Annotated in this window: 12 protein-coding genes; 3 read left to right on the forward strand and 9 right to left on the reverse strand. The window is 68.4% G+C overall.

The window, feature by feature from the left end:
- Positions 1-11: 11 nt before the first annotated feature.
- Genes EH231_RS32085 through EH231_RS32095 form a run of 3 tightly spaced genes read right to left on the reverse strand, consistent with a single transcriptional unit; the run spans position 12 to position 2790 of the window.
- Entirely contained in the window at positions 12-860 is an 849-nt protein-coding gene (locus EH231_RS32085; protein WP_090429358.1) for an ESX secretion-associated protein EspG, read from the reverse strand.
- 15 nt (positions 861-875) lie between these two features.
- Positions 876-1187, reverse strand: a complete 312-nt coding sequence (locus EH231_RS32090; RefSeq protein WP_090429361.1) for an ESX-1 secretion-associated protein — start codon at positions 1185-1187, stop codon at positions 876-878.
- A gap of 31 nt (positions 1188-1218) precedes the next feature.
- The gene (locus EH231_RS32095) at positions 1219-2790 is read right to left on the reverse strand and encodes an EspA/EspE family type VII secretion system effector (RefSeq protein WP_124714044.1); all 1572 of its coding nucleotides are present in this window, start codon (positions 2788-2790) and stop codon (positions 1219-1221) included.
- A 389-nt stretch (positions 2791-3179) separates the two neighbouring features.
- Between EH231_RS32095 and EH231_RS32100 the strand changes: the two genes are divergently transcribed.
- Positions 3180-4682: a MinD/ParA family ATP-binding protein gene (locus tag EH231_RS32100; protein WP_090429367.1), complete on the forward strand. Its 1503-nt coding sequence runs from the start codon at positions 3180-3182 to the stop codon at positions 4680-4682.
- 11 nt (positions 4683-4693) lie between these two features.
- On the opposite strand, the gene EH231_RS32105 is transcribed toward EH231_RS32100, so the two are convergent.
- A complete protein-coding gene (locus EH231_RS32105) occupies positions 4694-5476 on the reverse strand; it encodes a transcriptional regulator (RefSeq protein ID WP_090429369.1) in 783 nt (260 codons plus the stop codon).
- Positions 5477-5864: 388 nt separating this feature from the next.
- On the opposite strand from EH231_RS32105, the gene EH231_RS32110 reads away from it, so the two are divergent.
- The gene (locus EH231_RS32110; protein WP_090429372.1) at positions 5865-6158 is read left to right on the forward strand and encodes a WhiB family transcriptional regulator; all 294 of its coding nucleotides are present in this window, start codon (positions 5865-5867) and stop codon (positions 6156-6158) included.
- A 233-nt stretch (positions 6159-6391) separates the two neighbouring features.
- On the opposite strand, the gene EH231_RS32115 is transcribed toward EH231_RS32110, so the two are convergent.
- The gene (locus EH231_RS32115) at positions 6392-6658 is read right to left on the reverse strand and encodes a DivIVA domain-containing protein (RefSeq protein WP_044514378.1); all 267 of its coding nucleotides are present in this window, start codon (positions 6656-6658) and stop codon (positions 6392-6394) included.
- A gap of 44 nt (positions 6659-6702) precedes the next feature.
- On the opposite strand from EH231_RS32115, the gene EH231_RS32120 reads away from it, so the two are divergent.
- Positions 6703-7671 (forward strand): pirin family protein, encoded by a 969-nt coding sequence (locus EH231_RS32120; RefSeq protein WP_090429374.1) that lies wholly within the window; start codon positions 6703-6705, stop codon positions 7669-7671.
- On the opposite strand, the gene EH231_RS32125 is transcribed toward EH231_RS32120, so the two are convergent.
- The 4 genes from EH231_RS32125 to EH231_RS32140 form a co-directional block, all read right to left on the reverse strand.
- Complete coding sequence (locus tag EH231_RS32125) at positions 7668-8171, reverse strand: pyridoxamine 5'-phosphate oxidase family protein (protein WP_090429376.1); 504 nt, start codon at positions 8169-8171, stop codon at positions 7668-7670. The genes EH231_RS32120 and EH231_RS32125 overlap by 4 nt on opposite strands.
- Before the next feature lie 83 nt (positions 8172-8254).
- Complete coding sequence (locus tag EH231_RS32130; RefSeq protein WP_090429378.1) at positions 8255-9412, reverse strand: hypothetical protein; 1158 nt, start codon at positions 9410-9412, stop codon at positions 8255-8257.
- A 1-nt stretch (position 9413) separates the two neighbouring features.
- Positions 9414-11873: a GAP1-N2 domain-containing protein gene (locus EH231_RS32135; RefSeq protein WP_090429383.1), complete on the reverse strand. Its 2460-nt coding sequence runs from the start codon at positions 11871-11873 to the stop codon at positions 9414-9416.
- On the reverse strand, positions 11870-13900 hold the full coding sequence (locus EH231_RS32140) for a SaeA-related protein (RefSeq protein ID WP_478354271.1): 2031 nt from the start codon (positions 13898-13900) through the stop codon (positions 11870-11872). Before EH231_RS32140 ends, EH231_RS32135 begins: the two co-directional genes overlap by 4 nt.
- Positions 13901-13989: the final 89 nt, after the last annotated feature.

Here is a 13989-nt window from a genome sequence, read left to right on the forward strand (position 1 = left end):
GGCGGCCTCTTTCAGTGCAGGTAGGAGCGATCCGGTTCAGACTTTTCGAACCACGAGCCCGAGGGCAGGAATTCGATCAACCCATCCAGGGCGCGTTGCAGGTTGTCCTTGGTGCCGGTCAGGAAGCTGCCGTAGAGCTCCCCGTTCACCCGGCGGGGGATGGACACGATGCGTCCCAGCTTGGAATCGAGCACACCCGCGGCAACGTCGACCTGAGCGGTGGTGCCGCCGGGATTCCGCTCGGACACCACGAGTTCCACCCAGCTCTCCGGCTCGGAGATGATGTTCGCGTACACCCGGGCCGAGGTCGGCGGAATCCCGTAACCGGTCAGCTCGTCGGCGGTCCGGCAATTGGCCAGGGTCGCCGCGACACCCGTCAACGGCTCGACGTTGGCCGGCATCCCTTCCCCGAGCACGGTCATCACCATGCCGGCCAGGCCCACTTGCGCGGCCACCCGCTGCAGCACCAGCATGTCGTTGTCGCGGGCGGCGACCACATGCCGACCACCCTTGCGGCACACCACAAACCGGATCATCTTCCCGCCCACGTCGCGGCGCCACCAGCGCCCCTCCAACGTGCGATCGGGCCGGCTCAAGCTGTCGAGCATGGCGGCCACCTCTGGATGCGGGGTGCCGAAGACGTCCAGCACACCCTGGGCCATGAGATCCCGCTCAACCTGTTCCCACACGGTCTTGCGCAGGTCGGGTTGCGGAATGTTCAGCCGGATTCCCATCGAAGGCGGGAAATCGGTCAGTCCCAGCTTGTCGGCGACCACCAGGATTCCGTCGATGGTCAGCTCGGCGCCGACGACATCGTCGATCGCCTGCGTATTCGCGTCGGCGCTGTACGGATTGGTCATGGGTTCGCTCCGCCGCTACCGAACGGTTCCACGGAGGGCGCCGGCCATGGTCGAATCCGTCCGGTCGTACCCACCCGCGGCGCGCGTGAGCTTGTCCCCGAGGTCTTGCGACACATTGGCCATACCGGTTCCCGCAGCTCGACGCGCATTCAGCGCGGCCTCGACAGCCGCAGCCGTCGACGACGAAATCGGTCCGTGCGTGACGCGCACCGAGGCGGCGACACCGTCGACCACTCCCGTAGCCATAGTCAGGCTGGTCGCAGCCTGACCTTGTTTGGCCGATAGCTCGTGCAAATGAGCGGTGGCAACCCGCAAATCACCCGCCATGAAATTCCCCTCGATCCCTGTCCCCGGATTCTTAACTGTCGATCACGGCCGCAGATCCGGGTACACCGCGATCTAATGTAGCCGCCGCTGCCATATGCAGCTGGCCCTGCTCGAAATCCGCCCCGACATGCGCCGGAGCCGGACCCACCGCGCCGCCGCCGGCAGCCATGGCTTCCAGGTCAGGCGGCAGTGTCTTGGCTGCCTCTTGGTCTACGCCGGCGCCCAGCGGATCGGCCGCCGCACCCGCAGAATCTGCGGCGGGCGGGCCTCCTGCCTGGCCGTCCTCGAGCTCGTCCGTACCTTCGCCCGCCTTCTCGTCCTCGTCCTTCTCGTCATCCTTCGCGCGGCCGTCACCGTCCTCACGGTCTTCGCCGTCTCGGTCGTCAGCGTCGGAGCCGACGCTTCCCGACGCCTCGCCGAGCTGGGCGGCGTCAGCGTCGCCGCTCCGGTGCCCGGCCGCCTGACTGGCCATCTGTGCCGCCTGGGTCCCGCCCTGGGTCGCTGCCTGCGCCGCCTGCCCGGCGGCCTGCAACACACCGCCGAGAATCCCGCCGATCGGGCTGACCAATGAGCCCAGAATCCCGCCGAGGGCGCCCGCGGCATCGGCGGTCATAGCCGAGGACGGGGAGGCCCCCGCCGCCGCCGGCGACGGCATCGCAGGCGCCGATACCGGCCCAGTCGAGCCTGTGGGCATGCCACCGCCGCCGCCACCAGCCGACGCTCCTCCGCCGCCGCCCGACGAGCCACCGGTCGAGCCCCCTGCCGAGCCACCCGGCGTCGTGGCCTCGGGATCTCCCGGCGCCTCGCGCTCCTGAGGGTCGCCGACCGGAGGCGCGAACTCCGCACCGATCGGGGTGGTACCGCCGGCCAGGGTCTCGTATTGCGCTGCTGCGGTGCGCAATACGGCCGCGTTCTGATCGATATGTCCACGCAGGGTTTTCAGGTCACCGCTCGAGTCGCCGACGGCCTTGGCCACCATCGCGAATTCGGCTGACAGCTGAGCCGCCGTTCCGAAGCCCGGAATGATTCCCGCGCTCGTGGTCAGCAGGCTCATCGCGCCGAGCCAGTCGGAACGCTCGTCGAGGCTGTCGCGAGCGGCCGAGATCTGGCCGGCTTCCGCGGACAGCACCCCGGCCACCATGTTGTCCAACCCGAGCATCGTCTGAGCCCGGCCGACCTGCTCGGTGTTGCGGATGGCGTAGGCGCTGGCGCCGCCGCTGTTCCAACTGTCGTCCGGGAACGCCGACGCGAGCACCTGCCCGACCGCGCTCATCTTGTCCGCCCCCTGACCGAAACGTTGCCCGTTCTCCGGATCGCCGACCCCGGTGCTGTGCTTCATCGACTCGATGGTCTGCTGACCGGCGGCCAGGATGGGCGACCGGGCCGTTCTGATCAGCCGCTGGCCGATCTGCGAGGCGAAGAAGTTGGCGGCCCTCTGGCTGAGATCGGCGATTTGGCCGCCGAACTTGGCAGCCTGGTCGAGTTCGGCACCGACTGTGTTGCGAGCGATGAACTCGCCGACCCTGGCGGCGCGCTCGGTCCACTTCAGATTGTTCTCGATCACGCCTTTGCCGAAATCGGCAATATCCCCCAGCAGTCCCATGCCCCGTGTCCCCTTCGCCGGAACAGAGATTACCAGCGCATCTGACCCGGTCAGCACACCAATTTCGGCCCCGAAGCGCGCCCGGCACAGGGTCAGGGAACTCCCTCCGACCACCATTTATTGCAGCTGAGGGAACGTTTCTTGCCGGACGCGCCAATGGATGCGCACCGTGCTCGTGTGGCATGCGCGGTGCGGCGATTCCGGGGTGGTTCTCGGTGTCTGCCCGACACATTCAACCGCCGTCTCGCCCAGTGCCGGCGTTTGCCGAACGAATTTGCTACCTGTAATTTCCGGCCGATTGCGGACGGATCGTGCAAGCCGGACGGGTTGTAGTCGATACTTGAGCACGGTCAAAGTTCCCTTGTGTGAGTTCCGGAGGAGATTCAGGCGTGCCCGACCCAGACGACACCTTGCGTAGAGAGCTCGGCTGGACGGGTCCGGAGGAATCGCACTTCGAACCCGATACCCGCCCGACCCGCCGGAAACCGCCCGAACCACCGTCGATACCCGGCCGTCCCCCGGTCAATTTCGTTCCGTCGAAGGCCCCGGAGACCACCGATCCCGACGACGCCGGGCCCTCACAGGGCGTTCCGACCGACCCCGACGCCGAGCGCGCCCGCACCACATTCCGGGAGGCGCCTCCCGCACCGCCGACTCCGCCGCAGCAGCAGGCTCCGCCTCCACCTCCGCCGCCGGCACCACCCCAACCTCCGCACGACGCCCGTCACGCTCCTCCAAACCAGGCACCACCCAACATGGGCCAGCCGGATGCCCGGACCGACGTGTGGGAGCAGCATCCCCCGGGCTGGCAGCTTCCGTCGCAGCGTCCGCCCGGCCCCGGGGGTCCGCCACAGCATCCCTACGGACCGCCACCCGGTCAGCCCTGGCCCGCCGAAGGCGGATTCGCCCAGGATCCAGGTGCGGTTGCACCGGCCGTACCCCCGCTGCCGACGGGCTCGTACGCCGATCGCATCCGGGTCAACGACCTGGTGCCGCCCAAGCGTCAACCGCCGGGCAGTGGTTGGCGACTGTTCGTGTACCGGACAACATTCGGCCTGGTCAATCCCGGGCCGTCGCCCGAAGACCTCCGCCAGGCCGAGCTGGAGACGAAGATCAAGGGCGTCCTGCGCGGCCACTACAAGGTCGGGGTCATGGGCAAGGGCGGGGTCGGCAAGACCACCGTCTCTGCCAGCGTCGGATCGATCTTCGCGCAGCTGCGTCAGGACGACCGCGTGGTGGCCATCGATGCCGACACGTCCTTCGGCAAGCTCGGCAGCCGCGTCGACCCTCAGGCCCAGAGCTCGTACTGGGAACTGGCCAACGACAAGCACCTCGACTCTTTCGCCGACGTGCGAAGCAGGGTCGGCAACAACGCCGCCGGGCTGTTCGTCCTCGCAGGCGAGGGCACACCGGCCCGCCGCCGGGTGCTCGACGCGGCCATCTACCGCGAGGCCACCACTCGGCTCGACAGACACTTCTCCATCTCGGTGGTGGACTGCAGCTCGACGATGGACTCACCGGTGACGCAGGAAGTGCTGCGCGATCTCGACGGCTTGATCGTGGTGTCCTCGCCATGGGTGGACGGCGCCGCCACGGCCGGCCAGACACTGGATTGGCTTGCCGCCCACGAGATGACGGACCTGCTGCAACGCACCGTCGTGGTGCTCAACGACTCCGACGGCCACGCCGACAAGCGGACGCGTTCGATCCTGGCCGGACAGTTCTCAGGTCAGGGTCAGCGGGTGATCGAGGTGCCGTTCGACGGGCATCTTCGCCCCGGTGGCGTCGTCGACCCCCGGGAGATGTCGACGCCGACCCGGCGCCGCTTCCTGGAGATCGCCGCGGCACTGGCCGAGCACTTCCCGACCCACGACGACCGGCGGGACCGCTAGCCGGACCCTGATCAGCGCATCGCGCCGATCAGTCCCTCCAGGGCATGGACTGCGGGGGCGTCGATGGGATATTCCGCCTCGGCGCGGGCCACGGTGTCCTCGGAAACGCCCGCAGCCGTTGCGGTCTCACCGATCGTCAGATTGGCCTGCCGACGGGCGGCATACAGACGCTGCCCGAGGGTCGCCCCGGGCGCGGTGGCCGCGAGGGTGGTCAGCTCATCGATCTGGCGCCGCACAGCGCTGAGCGCCTTGATCAGCGCGGGAGTCACCATGCTGAGCCGCGCGGCGCGGGCGGCCACCGCCTCGAGCTGACGCAGGTCGGCCAGCACTGACGTCACCCGCGGCGTGAACTCGGGTTCTCCGACGGTGGGCAACGTGGCGATCGTCGACTCTAGAGTGCTCACCGCTGTGAGCACCGCCTGGGCGATCAGCGGTACCTCTTCACTGGCCGGCGGCGTGGTCGTCAACGGCGGTTGTGCGGTGACGACGGTCGGCGGTTCCACCGGTGCCGGTGGAGGCATCGCCGGATCTGGCACCGGCCCGCCCTGGCGCAGCCGGGCGATGGTGCCCGGCGGCCAGCGCAACACCTCTTCGAGCTTGAACCGGGTGCGTTCGCGGGGCCAGCTGCGACCCTTCTCGAACGCGATGAGGGCTCCGGCGTTGATGATCCCGTCGGCGGCGAGGCTGCGCTGGCTGATGTCGAGCTCGCGGCGTCTGGCGGCGGCTGCAGCACCAGCGCGGATGAGTCCGACATCGAACTCGCCCGTGGCGAGATCGTACTCAGCGTCGGTCATACGGGGCTGTTTCCTCGCCGATGTGCTCAGCCTCAGCCGAAGTGCTGAAGCGGTTGCCGGGACCCGTCAATCCTAACCCCAGACCGAAGCACCGCTACACCTTGGGTTTTTTGTATTTGTAGCAAACAACCCCGATGCTACGGCTTCTCCGCCGGACAAACCGTACACCTGCTACGGGTACATGAAGGTACCCATCGGTGTTCTGACGTGCGGTTTTAGATCCAAAGCGCCTTTCCCCTGGTGATTCGCCATCGTTACCAATGCAAATTTCCGTAGCGTTGCACCGCTGCAGTCCAAATCAAACTGTTGCATCGCTACGGTTCTTGCTATAGCGTTCCCCCCAACGCGGTACACACCGCAACAGAAGTCCTCTAACAGGAGCAGCAGCATGAACGCACTCATGGCCAACGGCATCCCGCTCGGCGTGTGCACCAGTGAGCCGGAGCGGTGGACCTCCACTCCCGACGATCAGGCGAAGGTCATCTGCCGCGAATGCCCGCGGCGTTGGCTGTGTGCCCGCGAGGCCTGCGAATTGCCCCGCGCCGAAGGACTTTGGGCCGGCATCATGGTTCCCGAGGCGGGCCGGGGCCGCAGCTTTGCGCTCAAGCAGCTGCGCTCGCTGGCCGAGCGCAACGGCTACCCGGTGCGCAAGCTCGGCCTGGTCTTCCCTGAAGCCGCCTGATCCTCGATCCCGCGCAACGCACCAGAATCTTTTCTGGCCCTTGCGCTGCCGATTCGAGGGGACGGCAGGGCAGGGGCAAGTTTCCACCGGGGGAGGAATAGGGGCCCGGGGTGTGTCGTTACACCCGGGGACGGTGTCGGGCATTGCCCCGGGCCCCACACCAGAATCGTCGCTTCGAGCGACCACTCGCCGAGAGGCGCAGTGACGGCACCGTCCCCAAACTCTCCCTTTGACTACTGCTCGAGCGTGGCGACCACCGCGTCGAGCAGGGCATCCACATCGTCCTCGGCGTAGCCGCGCTGGAACAACGGCGGCCTCGGGAACGCGATGTTCCGGACATCGTCGGCACCGAGGTGCCCGCGTCCGTCGAGCCTCCGGGCGACCAGCGCGAGAAAGTCGTCCACCGACTTCTTGTCGTAACCCCGCTTGCCCAGTGGCGGCTTCGAAAACTCGGTGCTGCGAACATCTTCGGCAGTCAATCCCCCGGTCATGCGCGTCATGCTAATCGCGTCGGGTTCGCCCGAACGCGGTTACCGTGAGGTTCATGAGCAATACCGATACGGCGCCTGCCGAAGTCACCTGCGCCAATTCGGAGTTCACCGGCGTCCTGCACCCGCGAGAGGTGCCGTTGGGCGGGCCGCGCGCAATGCTCGTTCGTCGCACCCTGCCGCAGCGGGACCGGTCCATGATCGGCGCCTGGTGTTTCGCCGACCACTACGGTCCCCACGATGTCCGAACCGCCGGCAGAGGCATGGATGTGCCGCCCCATCCCCACACCGGATTACAAACGGTGAGTTGGCTTTTCGAAGGCCTGATCGAACACCGGGACAGCGCCGGGGTCCATGCCATGATCCGGCCGGGTGAGCTCAACCTGATGACCGCCGGTGCCGGGATCTGCCACTCGGAGGTCTCGACGGCGGAAACGACGATCCTGCACGGCGTGCAACTGTGGGTGGCCCTGCCCGACGCCGCCCGCGACACCGGCCGCGACTTCGCGCACTACGCGCCGCCGCCCCGGATCCTCGACGGCGCCACACTGCGGGTGTTCCTCGGTCAGCTGGCCGGCTCGAAGTCCCCGGTGCCCACCTTCACGCCGCTGCTGGGCGCGCAGATCGACCTGGATCCGGGTGCGGCGCTGACATTGGATGTCGACCCGGGCTTCGAACACGGGGTCCTGCTCGACCAGGGTGTGATCGAGGTATGCGGCACCACTCTGGCAGTCGCCGACCTGGCCTACCAGGCGCCGGGGTCCGCACAACTGCGGTTGGTCAACCGCGGCGACGGGCCGGCCCGGGTGATCCTGCTCGGCGGGCCGCCGTTCACCGAGGAACTGGTGATGTGGTGGAACTTCGTCGGTCGCAGCCACGACGACATCGCGACCTACCGCGAACTGTGGCAGGCAGGCGATGTCCGGTTCGGCGATGTGCAGGGTTACACCGGCCGCGTCGCGCGGTTGCCTGCGCCGCCCTTGCCCAATGGCCGGCTCAAGCCGCGCCCGCGCCCGTCGAGCTAGGCGTTCAAATACTCTGCGGTGCTGCCGCCCACCGGCATCTCGGGAAGCCCGAGCTTGCGGTGGTCCCAGCTGCGCTGACGGCTGGGCACCACCCGCACGGCGATGCGGTTGTTCATCATCTGATCGACGAACGGGCGCATCTCCTCGGTGTAGGGCCCGGTGTAGCGCTCCCACACGCTGATGCCCACGCGCAGAATCGTTTCCGGGTCGTCGACGATCTCGGCGGTGCCGTCGATCGACACGCCGCGCAGGGTGTTGTACGTGTCGCCGTCCTCGATCATCACAGTGATCGTGGGGTCGCGGCGCAGGTTGACCGCCTTCTGCGACTTGGCCTTGGTCTCGAACCAGATCTCACCGTCGAGCACCGCGTACCACATCGCGACCAGGTGAGGTCGGCCGCTGGGCAGCACCGTGGCCATCGTCGCGGTCCGACTGCGTTCGATGAATTCGGCGATCTCATCGTCGTTCATGACGATCTTCGTGCGCTCGTTCTTGCCCACCTGTCACCTCTCCACTCGGTCAGCCCACCATAGCCACGGGGTCACCGGTCCCTGCGAACCCGGTCGGTAACCCGATCGGCCGGTTACAGCACGCCGAACTGCGAAGTCACCCAGCGCACCGGATCCACACACCGGAATGGGGCAATACCCCTGGCGTGCAGACGATTTCCGTTGGGCGGATGTCCGAGCGCGGACACCGCGAAATACCGGCTGGCCAATCGCGCGCCCAGAGACGGGTTCTCCACGCCCGCGACGATCGACCCGCCGTGCAGACGGACCAACAAGCTGCGCACCTCCTGGTCGAGCAGCTGACCGTCGACGTCGTCGTACTGCTTGCCGTCGGAGGTGTCTCGCAGGAAGGCCGCTCCCCCGTTCGACATGACCAGTGCCCATTCCGAACCCTGCACGTCCCGCAGCGCACGCAGCACGTCGAACTTCGACAGGATCACCGCCAGCTTGGGCTGGCCCGGGTTGACCGCCAACAGCAGATTGCCCAGTACCGAACGCGGTTCCCCACCGCTGAACGGCTGGGGCGGCAGCAGATCCTGCAGTTGATCGCGGATGGCCTTGACCCGCAACGGGTCGAACATGAAGAACACCCCGTCGGCGTGGCCGAAGAACTGGAAGGGCGGCGCCCGCAGGTCACCGTTCTCCAGGTCCTCGCCCGCCACGTCGCGCAGCACCAGGAACCGGCGTACCCCGTGCCAGACACCGATCGAGAACACCAGTGGCTCACGCTGATTCGGGGCCTGGGTGTGCACCGTCGGAGTGGGCGGCAACAGTCCCCGATGGACGTACAACGGCCCCTCGTAGTTGGTGGCGTAGTTCTGTGCGGTGGCCCGGGTGACCGGTTCCATCACCACGCCGAAACGCTCACACAGCAATTCCAGCTGCTTGACGAGCACCGCGATGTACAGGCTCTTGCCCGTCGCACGTGCCCCGGCCAGCGCGATGCAGATGGCGTGCCCCTCGCGGAAGCCGTCGGGAAGGGTGAAGTGGCAGACCGGGCAGACCTCCACCGCAGGTCCCTGCAGCGCCCGGCTGGCCTCAGACGTCGGCGGCGGCGGGCCGTTGTAGCCGGGTGTGCGGGTCCACGTATAGAGCGGACCGCAATCGGCGGGCGCACCGACGTAGGCCGAAGCGACGTCGTCGCGGTATCGCGTGCCGCCGGCCTGGGCGGGCAGCGTCCACAGGTGGTTGTTCGGGCTCAACAGGGTGAAGCAACGCGGGCACTTGCTCATGTCAGCCCCGGCTCCCCCTCAGTCGCTCCGCCAGCGACGGGTGCTCGCCCCGCCGCGTCAGCAGCCTGTTCACCATTTTGCGGTATCCGCGCATCGTCCCCTCAGAGGAATCGCCCGACAACTGCGCCATCAACACCACCACGGATTCCGCGTCGGCGCCCACCATGGTGGCGGCCACCTGTCCGGCCAGCACACCCGCGAGCCGATCCACCGGGTCGAGGGCATGTCCGGCGGCTTCGGCCGCCGCGGTGCGGAGCAGGCTGATCGCCACCACCGTCACGGGTGCCAGCTGGCCACCGTCGACAAGCGGCAGCACCCTGGCGACCGCCTGTGTGCCGTAACCGCTTTCGGCGGCCAACGCGTTGCAGGCCTGCGGATACGGCTGGCCGGCGAGCACGCCCAACAGCGCGAACGCCAGCAGCCGCACCGCGAAATCCGGGTGCACGGACCGCGGCTCGAGCCCGGCCAGCACCTGATCCCACAGCGGTACATACGAACTCTGGTGGGTGTGCAGATACTGCTGATGCAGCCACTCCCGCGGCTCGATGTGACGGACGGCCGCACAGGAGACCGCCACGTTGTCGCCGTTGTCCTCGATGACCTTGCCCGCCAACAGGTGCAACGCGGCCGAGTCCGCGGCCCCCACCAGGGTGCGCAGCGCAGCCATCCTGGGCAGCGGATCGGCACCGATGGCCAGCAGCAGATCCGACGGATCCCAGACCGACGCCACTGCGGCGGCTGCGAAGCTCGCCGGGTCGGTGGTGCGCAGCCACCACAGCTGCGCACCGAGGTCACCCGCGCCTTGCGGTCCACGCCGCCGTGACCGTAGGCCGCGCAGCGCGGCGCGGATCCACACCGGATCCCCGGGCCGGGCCGCCGCGAGCTCAGCCGGCTCCGGGACCGGAGCCGCCTCGGCCAGCCAGTCCAGGACGTCGTCGTCGATGGCGCTGCCCTCCGGGTCGACGTCGTGCAGCAACCACGCCGCCAGCGACAGCCGGTCCGCGGCACCGATGCGCGTGCGTACCCCTGGATCCGCCAGACCGGGCAGCACACCGTCGGCCAGGGCCACCTGCAGCCGGTCGTCGGCGACCCCGGCCCGCAACAGCAGGTCAACGACCCGCAGCAACCGGTCAGGACCTTGCCTGCGGCTGTGTTCCAGGGCGGGACCGATGGCCACCCGCAGCGACGAAGGTATTGGTTTCCCGTGAAACGTTCTCGGCCCCAACGGGATTGGTCCGCTTTGGGTCATCCAGGCGTCGTCGGCGATGGCCCGGGAGAAGTACGTGGCATCGGCGAGTGCGGCTCCCGCCCCATCCCGCAACTCGTGCACCACCCGCCACGCATCGGCTGTCGTGGCACCGACCGCGGCCGAGAGCACATCGGCGATGATGTGCGCGGCTTCGGACCCGACCAGGGCACCCGACGGGGAATGCGCGGCGATCACCTCATGGGCCTCCACCTGCGCGTCGGCGAATTCCGGCTGCCCGGCCACCGCCATGGCCATCGGCCAGGCCGGGTGCAGACCGTCATCGCGCACCTGGCTGGACAGCGTGTCGATGTCGTCGAGCACCCGCCGGGCCGAGGCCACGTCGAGCAACACCACCTGTGCCATCACCGACCACCGGGTCACCTCGATGCGGTGTCCGCCCGCGGTGCGGTGCGGATCGCCACCGAGCTCACCCAGCGACACCGTCTCGGATTCGCTGATCACGACCATGCCGGGTTCGACCGCGGCGAGGTCCTCGATCGGAACCGCGCTGAGCACCTGGCCGTTGTGCGGCGCGACCTGCTCCGCGCGATCGAAGGTGGAGAAGCTCAGTGCCGCCGCGGTGCCCGGCGACATCAGGAAACTCACCAGGCCGATCCACTGCGCCGCCGCATCCGGGGACCGCACCCCCAGCACCACCGGCGGACCGCCGGCGAGCGCCGCGGCCACGGCATCCAGCAGCGCGAACAACGTCGCCAACCGCCAGGTGACGGCATCCAGCGCGAAGGCCACCACACTGTCCTTGGTGACCGCGTTGCCGAGCTCCGGCAGGGTCCCGGGAAGCGCGGCACGGGCCACCGCTGCCGCGCCGAAAGGCTGCAGCCAGTGCGACGACCGCCACCGTTGGATGGCCCGGTAGCGGGGATGGGTGTCGGGCGCACGGTCCAACAGCGCGTGGGCGAACACGTTGCCCGGCCGGCCCGTACTGTCCGACCCGGCCGGGAAGGTGTGCCAATAGCCGGCGCCATCGCCGAGATGGCGGTAGGCCAGCCGGCGCGGGCCGTGCTCGAGCTGCTCGGGGGTCGGGAAATCGGGCATCTCGCCCACCGGACGGAACACCGTGCGTACCCCGGCGATCAACGCCTGCGTCTCAGCCGGCGTCAGACCTCCGCTGGTTTCCTTGACCTGCCAGCCGCCGACAGTCCCGACGGCATCGAACGACGTATAGGCGAGCTGGCCGTAGCGCGACGTCATAGCACCGTCGCGGTGAGCTGCAAGGTCTGCACCGGCGGGTCCAGCAGTGCGAGGGTTCGCAGCTGGGCCGGATCGGGGATGTTGAGGAACAGCCGGATCCAGCCGTGCAGGCCGCTGACGTTGGCGGCCCACAGTTCGCCGCTGCCCGACGCCGTCAACGCCGTCCAGCGCAACTGCTTCGACGGCTGGTCTGCCAACTGCCCCTGCGCGTCCAGCGGCGCCACATCGACCGGCTGGCCGTCGTGCACGCTCAACGGCATCCGCTGCGGGTTGTTGACCAACACGAACGACGGCGAGCCCGGAATGTCGTATTCCGAACGCACGGCGACGGTGGCTGTGTTGGGGAAACCGTTGGGATCACGCCCGATTCGCACCGCGTATTGCAGCCGCAGCATGCCCGGGTACTCGATGCTGGCCACCGGCCCGGTCACCCGTCGCCCACCGGAGAACGCCACCGGCGCCAGGTGCAGTGAGCATCCACCCACCGGCAGTGCGCCGGTCAGGTGCATGCCGCCGTATTTCTCGTAGTCTTCGAGCGAGATCTCGAAGGACCTGCCGGTCAAGCCGGCGCGGGGGTCGTAGCCCTTGGCCGCCAGGGTCACCACCACGCCTGCCGCTCCGTCGGGCCACTCGAACGTCAGCACCTGTTTGTTGCAGTACTCGACGAGTTCGATTTCGCGGATCGTGCCGGTGCGCACCGCCGATACGGTGCGGCCCAGCACGGCCCGCCCGGCGAGGATCGTCACCGGAGTGAGGTAGGCCCGGCTCCAGCCCCGGGGCCAGGGCACCCCGGCCATCAGCGTGCGGTGGCTGCCGTCGGGTAGTGCCCGATCGGTGACCGATTGCCGCAATCGCAGGTCCGGGGTCAGCCCGACCTGCTCGAGCGCGTTCTCGGGTAGCTCGGTCGAGACCCCGCCTGCGCTCGGACCGGTCTGGCTGAGGTAGACGGCCACCTCTGCTCCGGGAGCGGCCCACGACACGTCGAACGACTCACCGTCGAGACTGGTGTCGACCGAGATGTCGGTGACGGCGGCGAGCACCGCCGATACCTCGACGTCGACATCGGCGGGTTCCGAGAACAGCACGGCGTCGTCGACGGTGACCGCGCAGCGCACCCGGTAGCGGTAGCGCATGCCCCGGGCCGCGCCGGAATCGACGAAACCGGTGCGGTGCTCGCCTTCGGCCAGGATCCGGTAGGGCGACTCGTCGATCCCGGTTTCATCGGCGGCGTCGTGCGGGATGCGGTAGACGTGCACCGAACTCGTCGCGGGTGGTTCCGTCCACTTGCCGATCACCAGGCCGTTGTCCTCCCGAATGGACACGTCACCGGGTGGCGCGACGAATACCCCACTGGCATGCAACACGGGCCGAGTGCTCAGGGCATCCGCGCGCGACGTCCCGGTGATGACCCAAACCTGGTAGTAACGCACCGGGCCGGTCAAGGGCCGGTCGTCGCTGGCGGCCGACAACGGCGTCGCCGCGACGAGGTCGGCGTTCTCCGGGGACTTGGGCGCCCGGTCTTCGCCACTGACCACCCGGTACAGGACCACTCCCCCGTTGGCCTGGTAGTCGGGCCAACTCAGGTCCACGACGTCGGGACGGGATTCGCCGTGGCGGAACGCGATGGCGTGCACGTCGGCGACTGCGGGTGGCGCCGGCTCCGATGGGCTGTCCGGTGCCCGGGTTTCCAGCTCGGCCAGCACCCGCGCCATCGCCTCAGCGTGTTCGGCCACCGAACCCGGCAGCATCTCGCGGATCTGCTCGACATCGGTACGGCCGGACTTGAGGACGAGACGCAGATGCGCCTCTTTGAAACTGCGGGCCGCGACCGCGCCGGAGTCGACCAGTTGCTGACGCCAGGCCAGCAGCGGCGCCAAGCGGGGATCCGCGTCGTCGGGATCGTCGACGGGATACAGATCGGGCATCAGAACACCAAATCCCCGCCGGACGTGATTACTTTGCATCACTTGCTCCGGCAGCTCGAACAGCGCGAACTCCTGAGGTGCCAGGCCGACACTGGCCTGCACACCCGGAAACGCTACCGCAGCAGCCGCTGGGTGACCGCCACATGGTGAGCCGGGTCGACGCGCTGGGGTTGTGTGCCACCTCATGTGTC

Source organism: Mycolicibacterium nivoides (assembly GCF_003855255.1).
Classification (GTDB): Bacteria; Actinomycetota; Actinomycetes; order Mycobacteriales; family Mycobacteriaceae; genus Mycobacterium; species Mycobacterium nivoides.

Bases quoted from the DNA above. Each gene is read 5' to 3' on its own strand.
- EH231_RS32085 (WP_090429358.1), bottom strand. From the start codon at position 860: ATGACCAATCCGTACAGCGCCGACGCGAATACGCAGGCGATCGACGAT.
- EH231_RS32090 (WP_090429361.1), bottom strand. From the start codon at position 1,187: ATGGCGGGTGATTTGCGGGTTGCCACCGCTCATTTGCACGAGCTATCG.
- EH231_RS32095 (WP_124714044.1), bottom strand. From the start codon at position 2,790: ATGGGACTGCTGGGGGATATTGCCGATTTCGGCAAAGGCGTGATCGAG.
- EH231_RS32105 (WP_090429369.1), bottom strand. From the start codon at position 5,476: ATGACCGACGCTGAGTACGATCTCGCCACGGGCGAGTTCGATGTCGGA.
- EH231_RS32110 (WP_090429372.1), top strand. From the start codon at position 5,865: ATGAACGCACTCATGGCCAACGGCATCCCGCTCGGCGTGTGCACCAGT.
- EH231_RS32115 (WP_044514378.1), bottom strand. From the start codon at position 6,658: ATGACGCGCATGACCGGGGGATTGACTGCCGAAGATGTTCGCAGCACC.
- EH231_RS32120 (WP_090429374.1), top strand. From the start codon at position 6,703: ATGAGCAATACCGATACGGCGCCTGCCGAAGTCACCTGCGCCAATTCG.
- EH231_RS32130 (WP_090429378.1), bottom strand. From the start codon at position 9,412: ATGAGCAAGTGCCCGCGTTGCTTCACCCTGTTGAGCCCGAACAACCAC.
- EH231_RS32135 (WP_090429383.1), bottom strand. From the start codon at position 11,873: ATGACGTCGCGCTACGGCCAGCTCGCCTATACGTCGTTCGATGCCGTC.